This window comes from Paenibacillus hexagrammi, from assembly GCF_021513275.1.
Classification (GTDB): Bacteria; Bacillota; Bacilli; order Paenibacillales; family NBRC-103111; genus Paenibacillus_E; species Paenibacillus_E hexagrammi.
On record NZ_CP090978.1, the window covers coordinates 409422 to 430146 of the forward strand.

Here is a 20725-nt window from a genome sequence, read left to right on the forward strand (position 1 = left end):
TGTGCATTTCCGTGCATTATTAGAGATACCTTTCCAGTAATGAAGACAGCATACATTTTATATTGGATACCTGAACAGGGGGAAGATATTATTAGCTTTCTCGTAGATACACATTCAGTTATTAAAATTGAATTGGATCGTTACGATGAGAAAATAGCTCCGATAGTAGATGTGTATCCAATAGAGAATTTGAATAAAGGACGCAGTAAAACGAATCAGATTAAAATAGCTGTAGCTTTGGAGCTAGCGAAGAACGATCTAAATAATTGAAAAGAAGCTAGAGTTAAATGGAATCGATCGCATAAAAATCAGGGAGTAGCTCGGTATAGAGAAACCGTTTCCCTGATTTATAAATTGATAGAATATCCTCAAGTAAACACATAGTCATGGATATAGATATTAGATATTGAAATGTATAAATTAGTTAAATATTGAAAAAAATCTATTTTTTTGATTTTCTATTCTTTATTTCAAGAGCCAATCTCAATATGTTAATAAACAAAAATGAACAAAGCAAAATATTGGTGAAATGCAATTCATCTTTTAACAAAGTTATTTCGGATGTAATCTTAAAAGTAAGATTATTTGTTTGATCTGCGACATTTCCAATTCTATTAATGATATCATTAAAATACTGAATTAGTTCTTTTAAATCCAATGTTGTCATCCTCCTAATCAGATTTTGAAAAGAAAAGACGACCTAATTCTTATAGAATAGATGTCGCCTTTTTTTAATTATATTCTGAATAATGTATAATTACCAATTATTATAAAATGATACTTAATATTTTAGTATAAACTATAGTTCAAGCTCAAACTAACAGGTTTTCTTGCATAGAATTCCTTTGCATTAGTACCAGTGTAGCTGACGCTAAAGTTAGCAATTTTCCAGGCCTCGATGCCTGCTTGCATTTGTGTGGAATTTGAGAAGGTCTTTTTAATTGTTACCACACCTGTTCCATTCGCACTTATTGCGGTAGTTGGAAAACTTCCTGTCGAAGAAATTGCTACTGTGTCTACAGATTCAAGAGTAAAATCACCAGAACTAACTACAGCCATTGTTTTAGAAAGAATAGAATTAATTTGTCTAAAACTACCGGAACTATAAACATCCATTTTTGCAGTTAGTCTAGTTACTGCTTCAGCACCATAAGGTCCGTCTGTTCTTTCTGAATAAGTAGTAACGATGTAATTATCTCCAGCCGCTGCTGCAAAAGGAAGGAAATTCGTTGAAGCCGATATTTGCTTCTTTTCTATGTTTTCACCTATGTATTTAACACTTTTCCTGTACCTTTTTCGACAACATCAACTTTAACAGAGTTGGGTGTTTCGGTTCTAACAAAATTGACATCTTCTGAAACAGGTACATCAGCATAAGTAAACTTAAGCTTCACTTTTTGCGAGTGGGTCGGTTTGGCCTCTTTTTGCTGAAGCTTGAAAAGGGACGCTTAACAAGCAAAGAGCTAGTAACGCAGGTAAAAATGTTTTCTTCATAAACACACATCCTTTGCATATTTTTACAATTAATTCCAATTAATAGGTTAATGTATTTGATGAAAAATGTCAATAGATTCCATTAATATATTTATATTGGTAGAATCTCTTTCTTGTTGATTTATTGAGATAAAGGGACATTTTCCGACGGTTAGAGCGTAACAATTGAAATTACAGCAGCAATTTATCATTACCGAGAAGGAGGTCATATCTATGGTGGTTTTTCTTTTTAGCTCCGTATATCTTGTGCCGATTTTTAGTTTTATTTTTGTTATTGCATTACTGAAAGCTATCGAAAAAATCGTTAATAAAAAAAGCTATGTTAAAGAGATGATCTGGAGCGGCATATGTTTCGCCTTAGCAATGTGGTCGATAAGCATATCAACATCATTACATTGGTTATAATGACGACATATGTAAAGGGGAATTTTGATGCTTCTCTAGAACATCCTTTAAGAACGACGATAGTGTTATATCTGCCTGTAATGATACAATATGTATTTGGATAATTAAGGAAAATAAGCGGAGGTGTTAATCTAAAGAAGAGGAGGGATGAAGTGATGAGATTGAGCAAAGCATTGGGAACTCTTGTCATCATGCAGCTGTTGATGGGAACGACGGTGTATGCGCAGCAGCATGAGTTCGCGAACCAAGATAAGAAAAATTGGGACCGGCCTGCCGAAGGGAACTTGGAGGCGTTTCATGTAGATGGCAGATATTTGGCCACCACCTCCCAAGTCCAATGGAATGCCGATCAAATTGGGTTGACCAGCCGTAAGTTTTTTCTCCCTGCACTGTCGTACACCTCAGACCGCTCCGATATTCTTCAACCGAAGCTGATGCTGTCCACCTTACCTGGAGCTAAGTTCAAACGCAGCTTTGTGGATGAGAGCCGGGGAGTAAGTGTACAAGTAACCTCCTATGATGCAGAAGCGCTGCAAGCTGATCAAGCGTATACATTTTTTACAGCATGGGGTTTTATCGGCAGCTCGAAGTCCAATCCCGTCGTAACGCTGCAATCGGTACAGCGCCTAGCCCAGCCAGGGCACGGATACGTCAATGACCTGCCTGGCAGTGAAGACTGGCTGAACGCTATCGAGTGGCAGGAGGCGGCTGATGTTGATTCCCGTGAATCAGGAATACCCATACCTGAGAACCAGGATACGTTCTATAGCAGTGTAGAATCTTCGGTCTATCAAAATGGTAAGGAACAAAGCTATGCGGGTATCGACTCGAAGCAAACTTTGGAGCAATATAAATCTGCGGCGGCGAAGAGAGTTCATATGCTCTGGGACACGGAAGAGGTACCCTTTGCCATTACATTCGAAGGTTCGATTTCCCCCGATGTGAGACCTTTTACAAAGGAATATAATGCTGAAATCCATCAGATCTACGGCGAAGGCGTCACGGAAAAAAGGGGAAACGTACACCGTTAGTTGGTTCGATGAAGACCCGGATGTACTTGCATCGCTGAATATGTACCCCGTGCACGGATTTAAATCGTTTGGTGTTACCGAGATCGAAGGTACCGCCACGGGGGCAGAATTGAAAAAAATGAGTAAAGAACTCGGAGATGGCGTTGTTATCGACGTTGCTTCGGGCGGCAAGCTGCCGACTGGCATTCATTGGCTGGAGAAGCGTTATTTGTCTGAGGAGTAGTTTGGAAAAGGGATACCAGCTTCTAACAGATTTAGCTGAGCTGTCAGAGGTTAGGTTCACAAGGTGCAATAGATTTGAACGTGATCATGCACATAGCAACAGGAGAGGGCTGCCGATTCCATAGGCAGCCCTCTTTCAATCCTTTTACCTAATATCGATCTAAAATCATTTGTGTCTTCAGCTCATCGGTCGGCAGGAACCAGCCCTGCTGCGTCAGGTCAGATTGAAGCTGGGCGATTCCATTAGCTGCATCCGTACGGCTTGGCGTCTTGAAGGAGGCTTCGACGACATAATCGTAGCCGCTTCCGCTTTCTTTTTTGATCTCCCAGACCTCGATATACATCGTTTTGTTCTGCCACGTTCCAATCCAGCGCTTCGCATCGACCGGCCCATAGGCCTTGGAGTCGTCTAGCTTATCGGTGCCCCAGTTATTGGAGCCCCAATCCTCAAATTTACCCGGTGCATGGCTAATTGCTTCATCGATGGCGTCGTTCTCGGATAGGAGCTCCATACCGTCATAGCCGTTATGGTGGACAGTCTTCTTGTTGCTAAAGCTTAGGGTTTGCTTGGAGTAGCCCCAATCCACTTGAGCCTCATAGTCGTCCTCCCCTGCGTCGAAGCCGTCCAAGGCAGCAGCAGCCAGTGCGGCGTCGATGTTTCCGTTGGTAATCGGATAACGCTTCTTGTACGTTATTTGGAATTCATCGTCAGAGTAATCCTCCAGCTTGCGGGCACGGACGTTCCAACCGGCATCGTTGATATCAAGATCGGAGGTGTCCAGATATTCCACGCTCATCTTCGTCTTCGTACTCGGCATGCCGAAGTAGGTACGGACGCTGCTTTTCAGCTGGTGGTTGGAGTCCAGTACATCCGCCGGATCTAAGAACAGCTTGACTTCGTAGTCGGGCACTGCGGGCTGAGGGGTGGCGCTGGCAGGGCTGCTGTACGAGGATAAGCTTAATGTACCGAGCAAAATGGTGAACAATGCAGCGGTGCAAACTGCTTTACCACTACGGCTGCTGATTTTCATAGACATCATGATTCCTCCTTCGTTTGGCAAAATGAGCTCTTACCTCGGTCTTTCTGGCATCCAGATACAGCGTGGCGGGGGAGGTCGAACAGGAGTAGAGAGTCTGCTCGGTCAAGTCTAACAAACTCAAACGGAGGCCGTGCTTAGCGCCGGTGTCGATGCCAAGTCGTCCGGGGCTAAACCAGGGAGCGCCGGGGGGAGCGCCAAGTCTCTGCGTAGGCGTATGTCCGAAGATAATCGTGTAGGGCAGCCCGAACGGCTCGCCCCTCCAAAATTCATCCCGGATCGTCGTCAAATCATCCGGTGTCTGCTCTTCAAGCGGAACACCGGGTCGCAGCCCTGCATGTACGAATAGGTAAGGCGACTTGACGTAATAGAGCGGAAGCTTACTGACAAAATCGATATTCGCGGTAAATTCGGCGGTCATCCCCCCTTGGCGTGATGCTGCTTCTCTGAGCAGCATCCGCTCCATATTGCCTGCAATAGCTATAGCCCCTTGCTCAGTCAGGGATCGAATGAAGGAGAGAGCGCCCCAGGTGGCGGGGTCCATATCAATAAAATCCCCCAGCAGGATGAGTTCATCCTTGCCCGGTTCATATGCAGCCAACTTTAATAATAGGCGGGCCCCATCTACATGCCCGTGAATATCGGATATGACAAGAATGCGTGACATGTTGATAATCTGCCTTTCGTGACTGAACGGATATAGAAAAGCTTCTGAGGGCGGGATCTGCAGCTCACCCTGTCCACCTGATGGGAGGTGCTCCTCATGCAGGAACGAGACCTTTTGCCCGTCCCGGGTCTGGGCGAGCACGCGCCAATGCTTCCCTTCAAATACGCTGTGCAGAATTTGCACCGGCAAGCGGTTACGTGCAGATTCGCCAAGCCTTTGCTGTGAAGTAGTAGTCTCAGGGCTTGCATGAAGTACAGCTGTGGCAGCTCCTTGTTGTGAAGTCATGCTATCTGCATCCATCCGAATTGGTGCATCGGCCGTTTGCTTAGTAGCCATGCTCAAAGCCTTGCCCTGATATGCTGCTTCTGCAATTGCTCTGAAGCAGCAATCCCCGCATCAGAGCGAAGAACAGCCTCAGCGGTTCCGGCTTCTGCATAAGCAGCTGTCTCCAGCTCAGCATCGCCGAGCTTCATCCGCTCGGTGTAGCGGACGGCATCAGGCCGGAAGAGCAGCTCCAGCGTCTCGTTCCCAAGCTGCTGCTCCTCAGCTCCCGGTGAGATGCCAGCGCCTGTCGAGATACCGGACCCCGGTGAGATGCCAGCGCCTGTCGAGATACCGGACCCCGGTGAGATACCAGCTCCCGGCAAGTTACCGGCTTCTGACGGGATGCCAGCTCCCAGCGAGACATCAGCGTCTGGTGAAATGCCGAATCCCGGCAAGTCGTCAACACCTGGCGTCACGCCGGTGACTACCGCATCTCCAACGCGCACGGCCGGCTGGCCCCCAAGCGAATAACGCCGCCCCGTCAGCCGATTACCGGCGCCAAGCAGCATGGCCGCACTAAGCGTAGCAGGCCGGCTGTAGCACACCTGCGGCGTATCGATCTGGTCGATCGCTCCCGCACGCATAATCATCAACCGATCCGCCATCGCGAACGCTTCGTCAGGATCATGCGTGACATGGAACACGGTCGTGCCCAATTGGCGGAACAGGAAAGCCATCTCCGCCCGCATTTCAATGCGGAGCCGCATATCCAGATTGGACAGCGGCTCGTCAAGCAGCAGCAGATCGGGCTCCGTTGCGAGCGCTCTGGCGATCGCCACCCGTTGCTGCTGACCGCCGGACAATTGGGCGGGCAGACGGTTCTCCAAGCCGTGCAGCCGGAGCAGCTCGAGCAGCTTGGAGATTCTCTCCTTGATCACGGAGGAAGCTATCTTTTGACGGCGCAAGCCGTACGCTATATTTTCGTAAATGCTCATATGCGGCCACAGCGCGTAATCCTGAAACACCATATTGATCCGGCGTTTCTCCGGAGGTACGAACCGCTCAGCCGAGGCAGCAATTTCGCCCCGCAGCCGAATTTCTCCGGCCTCGGGCTGCTGAAGTCCGGCGATCAGCTGCAGTAATGTCGACTTGCCGCAGCCTGAAGGACCGAGGACGCTAATAATTTCCCCGGCATGTACAGTGAAGCTGATGTTGTGCAGAACGGTGCTGGTGCCGAATGATTTGCTCAGCTTATTGACTTCAAGAATGGGATTCATGGGCAGAACTCCTTGCTTGCTTCTTATTGTACTTGAACAGCAGCTCCATCAAGGCAATGATGGCGATGACCAGACCGCCGCCAGTCAGTGTAGCTGCAGCTGCATAGCCGAATTTCAAGTCCTCGAACGCCTTGTTAATCACGACCGGCAGCGTCATGAAGTTTGGCGGATAGAGGATCGAGGCGATGGCCAGATCAAATACGGCTGCGCCGAAGGCCGTTAAGGCTGCTGACAGCAAAGCTCCCTTGATCAGCGGTACGAGTATCGTCGTCACGCGCTGTGTAAAGGATGCGCCCTGCATCTGGGCGGCAGACAAGAGCTGAGCCGGTACCTTCGCCATGGCGCTGACCACAACCCTTGTAATGACAGGAACCGTTCCGGCTACGCTAGCGAGAATGAGAATCCAGGGCGTTCCGTACAGGAGGAGACCGATTTTGTCCGACCAGGCCTGGTTCCAGATGAATATGTATCCGATCCCGAGAACAATGCCGGGCACGGCAAGAGAGATGAGTGAAATGACATCGATGGCTTTGCGTCCGCGGAACTGCGAATAAGTCAGGACGTACGCAATCAGAAACCCGATGACAAGCCCGATAACGGCGGCTCCGGCGGCAATTTCAAGGGAATGAAGCAGGCCGCTCACAAGTGCTCCGCCTGATGTAAACAGCTGCTTGTAGTGCTCAAGAGTGAAGCTGACGGTTCCTGCAGCTGCAGATGAATCCGAGACGGACATCAGCAGATTAGATCCTAGAGGGATACCGATGACGATGGCCAAGAACACCAAATTGCCGAGAACGAACCAAGGCGTACCTTTCTTTGGCTTTTTCGCCTCTGTACGTGTCGCCCTCGAAGACAGAAAATCGAATCTCGATTTACGCATCGCATATAGCTGCACGGACATGGCGAGTGCAATCAGTAAGACGAGGTAAAAAGAAAGCGCACCAGCCATATCGAACCGGATCGGTGACGTATACAAGGCGGAATAGATCGAATAAGGCAGCGTAGGAAAACGGAAGACGGCCGCAATGGAGGCGGGCAGTCCGAAATCTCCGACTGTGTCCATGAATACGAGCATGGCACCTGAGCAAAAGGCCGGCAGCAGCAGCGGGGCCTGAATCGTCCGCCACACGGTCCATGGCGATGCCCCGGATAGTCTTGCTGCCTCGCTAAGCCGGTCAACCTTCCACTCCATAGCGGTATAAACCGTTAGGTAAGCAAAAGGAAACTTGCTGAGCGTCATGACGGTGATGAGTCCTGCCGGTTGAAAGATCAGCGCATGCATCCACGTCCAGCCAAACCAGCTCGACGCCAGACCGTCGGCCGAAGCGAACATGACCCAGCCCTGCGCAAGAATGAAGGAAGGGGTAATAATAAGCAGCCACACGGCGATGTCCAGCATTTTGGCAGTGGGGAATGACCAGCGTGAACGAACCATGGCAAGGGCGGCGCCAATGATTGTGGCGAAGAAGGTCGTTCCGATGCCGAGCAGCACCGAGTTTTTAAGCGAGACGTACCACAGTGGCCTGCGGAATACATCCAGCAGCAGAGACAAGTCCCCAAGCACCAGTTTTCCGAAAAATACCCCGGGCAGCAGAACTTGAATGATGACGGCGGCCAGCGGAAGAAGAATGAGCAGGAACAGAACGGCCAGTACAAGCCAGCCCGTTCTGTTCCCATAGCCTATTATGCGCTGCATGTGATTACTTCACCGCTTGGTCGGCGAACCAACGCTTGATTTCGCCCTCATGACCGCCAGCCCAGGAAGGATCGGCCACAACCAGCTTGGCGTTAGCGGCACGGTCTTTCTTTGTCGTTACATCTTTCACGGAAGGCTCGAAGTAGCTCTCTTCTCCTTATCGATCAAGGTCTGCTGTGTCTTCGGATCGAGCAGGAATTCGATGAACGCCTTGGCTGCTTCGGCGTGTTTCGTGTTTTTTTGAATGGCAGCGACACGAACCGATGCCGGCGCGCCTTCCTCCGGCCAAATGATATCAACAGGCTGGCCTTGATTTTTCATGATGTACGCGTTGCTTTCCTGGAGGGCGGCCGCCTTGATCTCGCCACTTGTAAGAGCTTTGGCAACGTTGGGGTTTTTGGGATATACGTGCAGTCCGTTCTTCATTAAGCTTTCAAAATATTGCTTGCCCGCATCCATGCCTTGAGCTTGGAAGAACCAGGCGACGAAGGGATAGGCCGGGGCAGCGACAGCAGGGTCTGCCATGCCGATGGAGCCTTTGAATGTCGCGCTTGCGAGCTCTTTCCATGTTTTCGGTGCCGTATTGGCATTGAACGCTTTAGTGTTGTAAACGATAACCGAAGCGGCATGAGCGCCGGTTGGCACATAGCTGTTCGTGGAAGGTACGAATTGTTTCGCGAAATCGGTCAGGTTACCGATATTTTGGGGCTTCCAGTTTTCGAGCAGCTGTCCATCCTTACCCATCTTATCGATCGTAGGCATAGCATCCATCCAGACAACGTCCCAGTGCGGGTTGCCTTTCTCAGCTTCAAGTCGCGAAGAAATCTCCGCACCGTTACCGGTAACCAGCTCCAGCTTGTAGCCGGTCGCCTGCTCAAACATCGGCTTGATGATTTCATCAAAGTCGTTCAAATACACGACCAGCGGCTCGTCCGTTTTCTGGGCCGGTTCCTCCGTATTGGGCTTCTCACTTGCAGCAGGTGTGCTCGCTGCAGCCTTGCTCGGCTCTGCAGTGGCATCCGCAGCAGGCTTGCTGGAAGCCCCCTCTGTGCTGCCGCAGGCAACAGTTGTAAGCATCATGGCATTGATGAGTAAGAGTGAAGCCCATTTTTTTCTAGACGAAAGATTGACTAACATATGAAGTACCCCTCCATGAATTTAAGTTTTCTCCTATTTAGATTAATGGAAGTTTGTCAATGAAAGGTTATCGCAATGATAAGATTAAGTTAAATATCGTCTATACATATTGATAAAACCATAGATAACTTCTATATTACGGGGAGGAGGGATTCGAGAATGAACTTTCAGCAATTGCGTGTTTTTGTCCATGCCGCCCGTTGCTCAACCTTGACAGAAGCCGCTGAGCAGCTGGATCTCAAGCAGCCGACAGTCAGCTTTCATCTGAAAAAACTGGAAGAAGACCTTGGCGTCGAGCTGTTCCGCAAACAGCTGCGCCACCTGCAGTTGACGGAAACCGGCCAGGCGTTGTTTCCCTTCGCTAGGCGTATTTATGCGTTGGTTGGTGAAGCGGAGAGGCTTATGATGGAATACAGGGAGCAAGGAAGAGGGCTGCTTAAGCTTGGGGCGAGCTATACACCCGCTACTTATTTCATGCCGCCTTATCTAGCGGATTTTCAAACGCAGTATCCACAAGTGACACCGACGCTATCCGTGAAAAAAGCGAGCAGCATTCTTATTCTTTTAAAAGAATATGAGGTTGACGTTGCCGTAGTTTCGCTGCCTCTCACCGATATAGAGGGCTTACAGCTTGTCCCGCTCGTGCAAGACGAGCTGAAGCTGATGCTTCCGCCGGAGCACCCGCTGTCCCGGAAAGAGCATATTACGGTGTCCGATCTTAGTAAGGAGCCTTTCCTTGTCCATGAGCATGGCTCCACCTCACGGGAGCTTTCGGAAGCCTGGGCGCGGGATAACGGCCTTCGCCTCAACATTCGGATGGAGCTTGGAGCTATAGAGACGATTAAAGAATCCGTAAAGCACGGCATTGGAATCGGCATTTTGCCGCTGCGCAGCGTCGAGAAGGAAATTCAGCGCGGTGAGCTGATCATGCGCAACCTGCCCGGTTACGTAAACAGGCGGCATATTTGTCTTGTCTTCCGGGATGAGGAGGTTATGCCCTATCAGGTGCGAACGTTTATTCAATTTATGCGAAGCCGATGCAGCCTGCCAGGTTCGCATGTCCAATCCATATAAAATGGCGGCTTGACGCAGGTGCTTTCAGCCATCAAGGCTTGCGTACAGCAAAGCGGCGGAAATGCTTGGTCACAGTTATAGGCCGGCTGCCGACCAGGAAGCGATGATCGCCTACCCGCCAGGTGTGCGTGCTTTTATTTTTTCTGCGAATGTACACGTAGTTGTAGGGAGAAGTCGCGTATATGGCGTAGCCTCTCTTAGTGCAATCCCTCAAAAATTTGACATCCTCACCAAGTGAAAGATCCGAGAAGCGTACATTCTTAAGGACTTCTCGCCGAAATAGGAGTGTCCCACCTTGAATGAACCCCACGAATTTTTTCTGTTCTTGAGGAGACCGGATGATGAGCCTTTTGCTGGCAGCCAAATAGACCAGGCATGCGTGCTTGCCAAGCACCGGGCTTCTTGTACGCAGGAGCTCCCGGACTTGCTCTCTCAAATAGTACGGCGAATAATAATCGTCGTGATCAAATTTTGTAATGAGTGGATATTTGGCTCTGGATATGCCGCAATTCAAGCATTGGCCAAGCGATATCCGCCCCGGCACTTGATAGATCGTCACATTGGGAATACCAGCAGTTTTACGCCTCCATTGATTAACGTTAACTCCGTCTTTATTGATGATGATAATCAACTCTTTGCGTTTGTAACGCTGGCTGAGGTAATTGATCAGGATGTTCTTGAAAAAACGGGGCTGATTCGTACACGTGATGATGGACACTCCCGGCTTGGTCAAAAGTATCCCCTCCATTCTCCTACTTTCTTTATTTTATGAACTTCTTGGGTACTTGCTTGGGCAATATGCTCGAAAGCTTGCTCCCCGCATCCCCTGCAAAACGACTTACAATCACACCGATTTTCCTGCTAGGATGATAAAATTTCAACCTATTCAACTCGTTTAAATCCGACTACAATTTGATTTGCCAAGGCGTTGTCATCATTTGGATGATACAGAATGTTTCGGTTATTGCCAGTAGCAAAGACACGGCTGAGTGGACTGAGTACGTCTAAGCCTCATGAAAGCCTGTTGGGATGAAGGAGGAATAAGTTGGGTAATGGGAATGAGTTGGTTGAAAAAGAAAAGAAAGGCTAGCGCAGGGCTGATGCTATCGGTCTTGCTGCTGACGGGCATCGTGCCGCAGGGAGTGTTCGCGGACAGCGCAGGTCAGATGGCAAGTGCCGGCTTGAGCGTTCAGGACTCGGTATATGGCAGCGGTGGGCAGTCCGTTGCGATCGACCCAAGTAGCGTTCCGGTGCTCGATCCGCTGGGTTTTGATGTAACTAACGCACATCAAGTGACGATCAGCGGCACTGCGAAGCCAGGAGCTTCCGTTCGGATCTGGTATTCCCTGAACGAGGAAGAGACTTCTGCTCTTGGGGAACCGGCGATTGCGGACGAAAATGGCAGATTTACTGTGGATGTTTCCTTGGATGATATTGGGTATGGCACGTATAACTTCTCGGCCTCATCCATTGTTGACGGACAGGAAAGCGCTCAGTCGGAGCCGATTATGTTAGAGGTGGATTGGATTGATGCAGGTTACGTCTTTGATGTGGAATGGAGCTTGCTGACTTCTACTTTAGCGCTTCTTAGCTGGAGTCCGCCAATGGTGGAGGGAAATCCAGACCCCATTCCGAATCCGGATATTGCGGGCTACCGGGTCTATGATGACACAGCAGGAGTTAAGCTGCGTGACACTACGGAAACGCAACTGACTGTGCCGATTACGGCAGGAGCCGAGATGATCATTCGAATTACTACGGTGGATCACGCCGGCAACGAATCATCCGGAACGACGGTAACCATTGCTAGCTCGACCGATGAGAAGACGAAGCTGGCGGAACTCAATAAACCGGCATCCGATGCCGGATTTGAGGCGGTACTCAGCGGAGACGGGTCCACGGCTGTTTATACGGATGCTCCTGCCTCTACAGAAGAGCAGCGGCTCGTATTTATGGTCAGAAAGGGATTCGGCGGGTTCATGGAAAAGGATATGTTCTCTCCGACCAAGGAGGACTCCGGCCTTCCGAACGGAAGCATTCACAGCCTTCGTGTTGATGAGACCGGCGACAGGGTGGTCTTTATTTCGAATGCCACCAATCTGACTGCATCCCCAGAGCAAGCCGGTGAGCACGTCTATGTCTATGACAAGAAGAGGTCCGGATTGGAGTTACTATCTACACCCGGTGTGGACGCTCGGGAGCCGGGGATTAGCCGGGACGGACGCTATGTCGTGTTCTCGGAGAACGGCCGGATTTATTTGATCGACCGCAACGCAGATCCTTCTGAACGGCGCAAGCTTATCAGCGAAACCGTGGACGGTTCTCCGGAGAACGGCACCAGCACAAGCGCGGCCATTAGCGGCGACGGCAAGAAGATCGCATTCGTCTCTTCTTCTAGAAACATTAAGGGAATGCCAGCACCGTACCCGGGGGTGTTCATCTATCTTTATGATGTGAGTCAGGGAGTGGCAGTGAATCGTTTTGCCGACCACAACCGATACGACCATTTAGAGATGGATGACGCTGGTAAGCACATCGCATATAACAGTGGATATTCATTTAACCGTGACGATGCCTATGTAATGGATGTCGATACAGGGATCGAAATGAACGTGAATGGGTCCAGAAGTGTCTGGAACAATTCGTACGATAAAGTCATGATTACCGGTGACGGAAAGCAGGTACTGGCTCAATTGACAGAAACCCCGTCAGATCGGATTAAGCACTACAGTGAGCTGTTCCAGCTGAGTGATCCGGGAAATCCTACGATTCCGGCCGGCCTCAATGAGGATACCTTCGGGGCTGCGATCGACCGTGCGGGCAAACGCATGATCTACGGACAAGAGAACGCCCTCTACGCTGCATGTTTAGCGGATTGCGATTCTACGGACCCCGGCTCCACACTGGAATCGGCCCAATGGTCGGTAGTGAATCAGGTGGACGATCAACTGATGGCAGGTGGCATTGTAACATTGGAGGCAGGCGGGACCACGGGCCAGAGCGTTGAAGCTGTGATTTCGTATAGAACCGCTGGATCTGATGAAGTCAAGCAGAAGACAGTGACAATGTCCGAACAACCAGCTTCACCTGGCTATTACAAAGCCACCTTCACATTGGATGACACCATAGCGGAGATTGTATCCGGCGTGGTTCAATTGGAGGGCGGTACCTCTCGCATTACCTTGGATCGTTTCCCGGTTAAGGTGGCAGGCGTACTGTCCGTGCATGTACAGACTGACAAGACCGACAGACTGGGTGGCTTAGAACTGTTCGCAGTGGATGGTAACGGGGTAGAAAAACATAAGGATATGTCCAGCAACGTGTTAGACTACCAGCTTCCGCTTAAATCCGGTGCTGTCTATACAGTGGGGATCCGTTATGGAGAAGCGGTATTGGTGAAGCAGGAAGGAGTCACATTGGCTGGAGGCCGTACTACGGCTCTCAACCTGACGCCGGAATTTTCCTCGACGTTGAAGGTGTTGGTGAATGAGCCGACTGGGCAAACACGACCGGCAGGCATTAAGGTCAAATTTACTCCTGAGGGCATGGAGCCGGTAATGATCGACATTGACTCGAAAGGAATCGCCGCTCTACCCGGCAAACTTCCGGAGGGTACATCCGTAACCGTAGAAGTCGTTCCTCCTGTAGGCTATAAGACTGGCGGAGAACGCGTCGTTCCGTTGAATCTGGGTGAGAACGAAATTTCGTTCGATCTCTTCTCGATTTTAGATTCCGTTACCAAGGTTGAAATGAAATATGACAAGACGGTTGGGCAGGGTAGCGATACGGTCCCGGTGATGGGTTCTACCGCAACCTTGGTTGTAACTGGCAAGCTCGATCTAAGCCTGCAGGCGGCGGTCATTTCCCAACAGTGGAAAGATGGCAAGCAGGAGCGGGTGGAAACACCGATAGACCTGTCAGAGACAGAGCAAGGGGGAAGCTACACCGGTACTTATCTTGTTACGGAAGGAACGGCAAGTATTGAATCCGTCGAGATTCTCATCGGCAGTGAACGTTTACCGGAGCCTTTTGCCATTCACAAGAATGTTGCAGGCCGTTTGAATGTAACGCTGGATGTCCCCGAGGGCAAAGAATGGCAAGAGTGGAGAGATCCGTTCCAAGGCTCAATCGTTGAAGTTATGTATATGAACGATAAGGATTATATGAGACGGCACTACGACTGGAAGCAGATAAAGGACAACGTTTGGAGCTACGGCTTCGATGTGCCGTATAACAACCTATCGTACAGAGTGCTTCTGTCCTATGGCTCAAGTTTGGTTCCAATGGACCTGAACGCACCGGAATTTGATTTTGGGCAAACGGCCGAGCTGAAGATTACGCCTAAATATTTCGTTCGGATCTCTGGAGATATCAAGGGTCCAAAAGGAGAGAGGGTCCGTTCGGATTATGCACTAACCGATTCGGACGGAAATGTGGTTCTCCAAGGCAATACGTATGGCAGCTACGATCTTCGTGTAACGGCTGTGAAGGATCAGGAATATACCCTGAAAGTGATACCGAACGACGTGTATTACCTTCCTAAAGAAATAAAGGTAAGTGCAAATAAAATTAACGTAGGAGCAAACGTGTCTGTTGAAACCAAGCCGTCCCGCAAACTGGAGGGAACGGTAACGGGGAACAGACGGTTCCCCGGTGCAAGCCGCTTCCGTTACAGCTATTCTAGAGGGGAGCGACAAGGCCTTCCAAGCCTATACGGGCAAGGATGGTACGTATCGTATCGACATCCCGGCAGGTAACGTAAAAGTACGGGCGGCATACAGTGGGTCCAAAGGAAAGCTATCCAAGTATGTGAACGTGAGTGTGCCGGATGATGGTAACGCTACTGCGAATCTACAGCTGTTGGATTACGCCACGGTGAACTACAAGCTCTATACCGTGCTAAACGGTGTGAAGGAAGGTCCTGTCACCTTTGATTGGCGAGTAGCTTATCACTACCACATGGAAACCTCTCTTCCCATTCTCGCGTATGGACCGCCTTTCCAAGTGGCCGGTGTAGCAGGTGATAAGTTCCGCGTATGTGTAGACGGACGTGAGGGAGCGCTTCCGACAGCCTGCGATGAAGTGACGATACCCGATTCGAATCAAGCCGAGCTGGAAATGACTCTTCAAGGCATCGGCGCCCAGGTGACAGCCTCATATATCAATGAAGAAACGTCGTCAGAGAACAATGTAAATCTGCAGGTGTTTCGAATTGAGGGTGGGAAGATTGCTTACAAGAACGTGAGCTACCGCCGTATCGGCGACAAGTATTTAATTGATATTCCTGAACCTGGAGACTACCGCTTGGTCGCTTACGGTCAGGGAGGCAAGACGGCCGTTACCGAATTTAAAGCAGCGGCTTCGGAGAACAAGGAGCTTTCACCTCAAGTACTCAGTGCCAAAGGGAAGTTTGCCGGACAGGAGGGCAATGGCATTAGTGTGTCCAGGGATATGACCACTCCAGGCGGCACGATCGTAGCCCGGGTGCTGTATACCAGCCGGGATGCGAGTCAAGTCGTGTCTGCGGAGGATGCGGAAGTGATGGTAGAGCTGCCGGATGCATTGGAATATATCCCGACTTCGCTTGTCGTGAACGGTCAACCTGCGGAGGGTACATTATCCGACGGCAAGCTGACTGTGCATGTAGGCACGATTAAGGGCGGAGTATCCGGGGCCGTTCAGTTCTCGCTGAAGGTGAAGGATCAGTCCTTGGATGATGTGACCTTCTTGGCCTCCATGCGTTATAAAGGGGCACCTGAGGAACGCCTCGGCTCGGCTGCCATCCGGCTTTCCTATGCTACGATCCAAGCGCCGGAGGTAGTTGCGAAGCAGGAGTTCACGGTCAGCGGAACCTCGTTCCCCGGCTCCAAGGTAGACGTATACGATGGAGACGTACTGCTAGGTGAAGCGCAAGTTTCCTTACAGGGCGGCTGGGTGCTGGGAATCCGGCTTCCAGGATCGGAATTGTCCAACCATGAGCTGCGTACCATCGTTCAAACGGGTGGACCGGGCGTAGCCGGACAAACGGCGCTTGTTCATTTTGATCCGAATGATCCTGGCTTGGAACAGATTTCGATGCGCCAAGGTGATGGACGTGTGCAGAATTTCTTAACAGATAGCGGAGTGGCGGTATTCCCGTTCGTCTATGTGCCGGGACAGCCTTTCCAATATAAGCTTAAGTTCCGCGATCCGAGCCGTATCTCGAATGTAAAAGTCTGGATGGGGCTGGAGTCGGCCGATGCTACACTTGTGGGTAACGAGTTCGTGACTTCCATGATCCTCAAGGGGGACCCGGGTCCGATTACAGTCACCTACGATAAGAAGGAAGTCGCGTCGGAGACACCGGCAAATCCACCAACAGAGGGAGAGCTGCGCAGCACGCTGCCTCAGAGCCTACGTAACTATCAAGTTTCTTCCGTAACGCCTCCGGGCGGTACAACACCTGATGGAACAACACTGCCTTCCAACACGGTTAGCGGGCTGATTCACATGAACGAAAATATTGATGCGAAGGTTACGATATCTCGCACCACGACGAGTGGCTCTCCAACTGACCTGGAAAAGCAGAAGATGGAAAAGACCGGCATTCAGGTGTTCGGCACCTCAACCTCACAGACCGGCGGAAGCAAATCCAGAACCTTCACCGTGAAGATGAAGGTGCCTGGAGAGGTGGCAGCAGCGTTGACAGGTGATACGAATAAGGCTTCTTCCCTGAGCAGCTTGGCCGTTGATCCGCAGGAGATTGCCCTGATTATCGAAATGCTGAACAGAGGAACGCAAGCCTATGACCTGAGCAGCGGCATCATGTCTTTGGTTAGCCCTGGCGCCATCGAACGGATTAACGCGGATTATGAAGCGGCGTTGGCTCTCTGCGATCCCCAAGCAGCGGAATACTATTCCGATTTTGCAATGGAAATTAAGTATGATATCGCTTGGCATGAGTTTTTCAAAAATGCGATTAACATTCTGAGTACCAAGCTGGAAGGAGTAGGGTCCCTGCTATTCTGGGCTGAATCCTATTGGGCCGGTCAGGAGCTCGATAATATTGTGAACAACGAGCTGGAAGAGCTGGAATCGCATTTGAAGCAGTACGATTGCAAAATCAAACCATTCCCTTCCAAGCCACCTAAGAAGCCTTTAGCCAAGCCAAAATACATTTACGATCCGAGCGGATACGTGTATGAAGGCATGACGAGCAACAGATTGGAGGAGTAACCGCCACTGCCCTGGAGCTGAATCCGGATTCGGGCAGCTGGGATGTGTGGGATGCTTCCTGGTATGAGCAGGTGAATCCGCAGAGTACGGACATCCAAGGTAAATATGGCTGGGATGTGCCGCAAGGAACATGGAAAATCAAATATGAAAAAGATGGCTATGACACGGCCTACAGCGGTGAAATGGATGTACCGCCTCCGCGCTTTGAGGTTAACATCCCCCTGGTATCCAAGCATACTGCCAAGCTCGATTGGATCCGAGCCTATCCGACTGAAAACGAAAATCATATCAAGCTTCGCTTCACCAAGCCGATTGATATGACAGGTGTTGACCTGAATCAAGCCATCAAGATTACGGATCGAAACGGCTCCTCTGACAATCCTTCCGTTGTAGCGGGGACAGTAGCAGCAGTCGATTCGGAGACTGTAGACGGCAAGACGCTGGCTATGGAGTTTGAATTCACACCGGAGGCGAGCTTGAATCCGGGAGGAGAATATGGGTATTCGGTAAGCGGCACCCTCTTGACTTATGCAGGGGTTCCGGTTGGAGGGGAACTAGCCGGTACTGTTACAGTCGGGGATTCGATCATACCGCATAAGGTTCAGGACCTCAGCGCAGGTATCTCCGGCGGAAAATTAACCGTCATGTGGTCGATTCCGAAGGATGCAGAGGATCAGCCTGTCGACCGCGATTTGAAGTCCTTTGAAATAACAGTGACGCAGCCAGGAAAAGACGGTGCCTCCACCGTGTGGACGGTACCGGCGTCTCAGACTTGGGCGATGAAGGAGGGCTTCTCGGAATCGCAGGCTTATGAAATCAGGGTAGCTGCGGTTGATGAATGGTCTAACCGTTCTGAAATGGATGAGGAGCCTTGGAAATGGCAGCCTGCCGTCGCGGCGCAGGATTGGACGGCGCCTCCGGTGGTCAGCGGACTGCAGGTTACATCCGCAAGTTCAGACAGGATCGCCGTATCATGGAATCCTTCATCGGCGCTGGATCTCGACCACTATGCCGTGCATTGGTTGGAAAAAGGTGCAGAGCCGCAAATCCAAACGATACCGAAGACAGAAACGAGCTACACCATGCTTGGTCTTAAAGCGGAAACAGCCTATGACATTAGCGTTACAGCAGTGGATGGCGCAGGCAATGAGTCTGGTGCTGAAACTGTGACGGCCACTACGGTAGTATCTGGAGGTGGCACCGGCGACGACGGAAACGGCGATGGTGGAAGCGACGACGACGGAAACAACGGCGGTGGCACTGGTCATGGAAGCAGCACGGATTCCAATCCGTCCAGCTGGACCGTTCCTGCTGCAGGTGGTACATTCCGTACCTCTGACGGTATGTGGCAGCTCGAGGTTCCGAACGAAGCCTTCGCTGGAGAGGCGAAGCTGCAATACCTGGCTAAGCCTGATGGAGCAAGCAATCTGCCTGCCGGATACCAAGCATACGGCGGAACATTACTGCTAAGCGGAGAGAACATCAGTCTAGCTAAGAACTTGAAGCTATCCGTCAGTTACCGTCCCGAAGCGTTGGGTTCAATGGATCCCCGCCGGTTAGGTATCTACAAGAAGGATGCTTCGGCACCTGAAGGCTGGAGATTTATCGGAGGGACTGCAGATACAGCGAACCATCGTTTCACAGCTCAAGTTAAAGAGCTGGGTGAATACGCGCTGCTGGTCTACGATCATCCTTTCCGTGATATGAAAGGTCATTGGAGCCAGACTGAAGTCAATGTGCTGGTAAGCAGGCACATCGTATCAGGGGTATCCGAGAACGCGTTTGATCCCGAACGCCAAATTACCAGAGCGGAAGTAACCAAACTGCTCGTGTCTCTCCTGCAGCATAGGGCCTCCTCGGAGGAGCTGCTCACAACAAAAGGAGCAGCGGTATTCGAGGACGTCTCCAACGATGCCTGGTACGCCCCTTATGTGCAGACGGCTGCGGCAAACGGTCTGATTGAAGGGGAGAACGGACAGTTCCGTCCGGAGGATCCTGTAACTCGTCAGGAGCTAGCGTTGCTCTTTACCCGGTTCGCCCGGTTGGCGAAGCTGGACCTGCCGAAGCCGGACGCAAGCGTTTTGAAGCCTTACCGTGATGCGAACCAACTGCCTGACTGGGCCCAAGCGGACTTTGCTCAAGCAGTGGCAATAGGCTGGATCCACGGCGTACAGGACGACGCTGTCGATCCGACGGGTAAAGCGACTCGCGCTCAGACAGCGGTTATGCTGCTGCGTCTCATGGAGAGCTTAGGTGAGTAAGGACATAACTTCAGGATAGAAAAACGGCCCGGTCCGTCGATCTACCGCTGTGCAGAGCAGAGTATGAGTTGCGCTCAAGATTGGCGCGTGTAGAATAATTGGACGCAGCTTCGAGTAAGCTCAACCCGGCAGCTGCATCCATGTAAGGGCATGCCTAGTACTACCCAAGCGGCACCTCCGGCGATAGATTGCCGGGGGTGTTTTCGCAGCAGGGATGAAGGAAATTCAACCTATTGCAAGAACGCGCAATCCGGTATACTGGTTTAAAAGAATGCGATTCCGACAAGTTGGGGGAACGGCGGTCATGAATAAAATCAAAGTGATGCTCGTGGAGGATGATACGTTCTGGCAGCAGGCATTGTCTGAGGATCTGGGTGAGGAGCCGGACATTGAGATAGTCCGAATTGTTTCATCCAAGGAGGAGGCCATCCCCGCCGCGGATGAAGGCGGCTTGGATGTCGTGCTGATGGACATTAATCTGACCGAGAATCGTCTGGATGGTCTGGAGGCTACTCGGGAGATCATGAGCATGGCCGGTTCTTCCGGACCCAGGATCATCATGCTGACATCGCTTCAGGACAAAGACATTATCGTGCGCTCCTTCCAGAACGGGGCTGTCAACTACATCTCAAAATCCAACTATAAAGATATGGTGCAGGCCATCCGCGACGCAGCGGCCAACAAGCTGTCGCTGCATCCGGACGCAGGCCCTGCTCTGCTGCAGGAAATTAAGCTCAGCCAGCTAACACCGTCCGAACGGGAAATCTATGAGCTGCGCGAGAAGGGCATGTCGCGGACCGAGATGTCCCGGTCGCTGAACAAATCGCTCAGCACGATCAAAACTCAACTCCGAAGTATCCGGGATAAGCTTCCCTTCGGCAGTAAAAAAGGACCTGACGCTTAAATGTCAGGTCCTCATTTTGTCGATCAAGCAGGGTCCATTAC

Annotated in this window: 15 protein-coding genes; 7 read left to right on the forward strand and 8 right to left on the reverse strand. The window is 50.7% G+C overall.

Annotation, left to right across the window (positions count from 1 at the left end; genetic code table 11):
- Positions 1-789: 789 nt before the first annotated feature.
- Positions 790-1116, reverse strand: a complete 327-nt coding sequence (locus L0M14_RS01850; RefSeq protein ID WP_235120398.1) for a hypothetical protein — start codon at positions 1114-1116, stop codon at positions 790-792.
- Between the two features lie 938 nt (positions 1117-2054).
- On the opposite strand from L0M14_RS01850, the gene L0M14_RS01855 reads away from it, so the two are divergent.
- Both L0M14_RS01855 and L0M14_RS01860 read left to right on the forward strand, forming a co-directional pair.
- Positions 2055-2930, forward strand: coding sequence for a hypothetical protein (locus L0M14_RS01855; protein ID WP_235120399.1), 876 nt, complete (start codon positions 2055-2057; stop codon positions 2928-2930).
- A complete protein-coding gene (locus tag L0M14_RS01860) occupies positions 2866-3153 on the forward strand; it encodes a hypothetical protein (RefSeq protein ID WP_235120400.1) in 288 nt (95 codons plus the stop codon). Before L0M14_RS01855 ends, L0M14_RS01860 begins: the two co-directional genes overlap by 65 nt.
- Positions 3154-3301: 148 nt before the next feature.
- Here L0M14_RS01860 and L0M14_RS01865 read toward each other — a convergent pair whose 3' ends face one another.
- The 6 genes from L0M14_RS01865 to L0M14_RS01885 are packed head-to-tail and all read right to left on the reverse strand — an operon-like array spanning position 3302 to position 9230.
- On the reverse strand, positions 3302-4192 hold the full coding sequence (locus L0M14_RS01865) for a hypothetical protein (RefSeq protein ID WP_235120401.1): 891 nt from the start codon (positions 4190-4192) through the stop codon (positions 3302-3304).
- Entirely contained in the window at positions 4164-5192 is a 1029-nt protein-coding gene (locus tag L0M14_RS01870) for a metallophosphoesterase (RefSeq protein WP_235120402.1), read from the reverse strand. Before L0M14_RS01870 ends, L0M14_RS01865 begins: the two co-directional genes overlap by 29 nt.
- Before the next feature lie 2 nt (positions 5193-5194).
- Positions 5195-6397, reverse strand: coding sequence for an ABC transporter ATP-binding protein (locus tag L0M14_RS01875; RefSeq protein ID WP_235120403.1), 1203 nt, complete (start codon positions 6395-6397; stop codon positions 5195-5197).
- Positions 6381-8093, reverse strand: a complete 1713-nt coding sequence (locus L0M14_RS01880; RefSeq protein WP_235120404.1) for an ABC transporter permease — start codon at positions 8091-8093, stop codon at positions 6381-6383. The genes L0M14_RS01875 and L0M14_RS01880 overlap by 17 nt, the downstream gene beginning before the upstream one ends.
- 4 nt (positions 8094-8097) lie before the next feature.
- On the reverse strand, positions 8098-8223 hold the full coding sequence (locus L0M14_RS30865) for a hypothetical protein (protein ID WP_260115432.1): 126 nt from the start codon (positions 8221-8223) through the stop codon (positions 8098-8100).
- Positions 8220-9230 (reverse strand): extracellular solute-binding protein, encoded by a 1011-nt coding sequence (locus L0M14_RS01885; RefSeq protein ID WP_235120405.1) that lies wholly within the window; start codon positions 9228-9230, stop codon positions 8220-8222. Before L0M14_RS01885 ends, L0M14_RS30865 begins: the two co-directional genes overlap by 4 nt.
- A 159-nt stretch (positions 9231-9389) precedes the next feature.
- Here L0M14_RS01885 and L0M14_RS01890 point away from each other — a divergent pair, with 159 nt between their 5' ends.
- The gene (locus L0M14_RS01890) at positions 9390-10304 is read left to right on the forward strand and encodes a LysR family transcriptional regulator (RefSeq protein WP_235120406.1); all 915 of its coding nucleotides are present in this window, start codon (positions 9390-9392) and stop codon (positions 10302-10304) included.
- A 31-nt stretch (positions 10305-10335) separates the two neighbouring features.
- On the opposite strand, the gene L0M14_RS01895 is transcribed toward L0M14_RS01890, so the two are convergent.
- Positions 10336-11037, reverse strand: coding sequence for a glycosyltransferase family 2 protein (locus L0M14_RS01895; protein WP_235120407.1), 702 nt, complete (start codon positions 11035-11037; stop codon positions 10336-10338).
- A gap of 319 nt (positions 11038-11356) precedes the next feature.
- Between L0M14_RS01895 and L0M14_RS01900 the strand changes: the two genes are divergently transcribed.
- The 4 genes from L0M14_RS01900 (at position 11357) to L0M14_RS01915 (ending at position 20684) form a co-directional block, all read left to right on the forward strand.
- Positions 11357-15061 (forward strand): TolB family protein, encoded by a 3705-nt coding sequence (locus L0M14_RS01900; RefSeq protein WP_235120408.1) that lies wholly within the window; start codon positions 11357-11359, stop codon positions 15059-15061.
- On the forward strand, positions 14958-17519 hold the full coding sequence (locus L0M14_RS01905) for a carboxypeptidase-like regulatory domain-containing protein (RefSeq protein WP_235120409.1): 2562 nt from the start codon (positions 14958-14960) through the stop codon (positions 17517-17519). Before L0M14_RS01900 ends, L0M14_RS01905 begins: the two co-directional genes overlap by 104 nt.
- 44 nt (positions 17520-17563) lie before the next feature.
- On the forward strand, positions 17564-19780 hold the full coding sequence (locus tag L0M14_RS01910; RefSeq protein ID WP_235120410.1) for an S-layer homology domain-containing protein: 2217 nt from the start codon (positions 17564-17566) through the stop codon (positions 19778-19780).
- A 304-nt stretch (positions 19781-20084) separates the two neighbouring features.
- A complete protein-coding gene (locus L0M14_RS01915) occupies positions 20085-20684 on the forward strand; it encodes a response regulator transcription factor (protein ID WP_235120411.1) in 600 nt (199 codons plus the stop codon).
- The last annotated feature ends 41 nt before the right edge of the window (positions 20685-20725 follow it).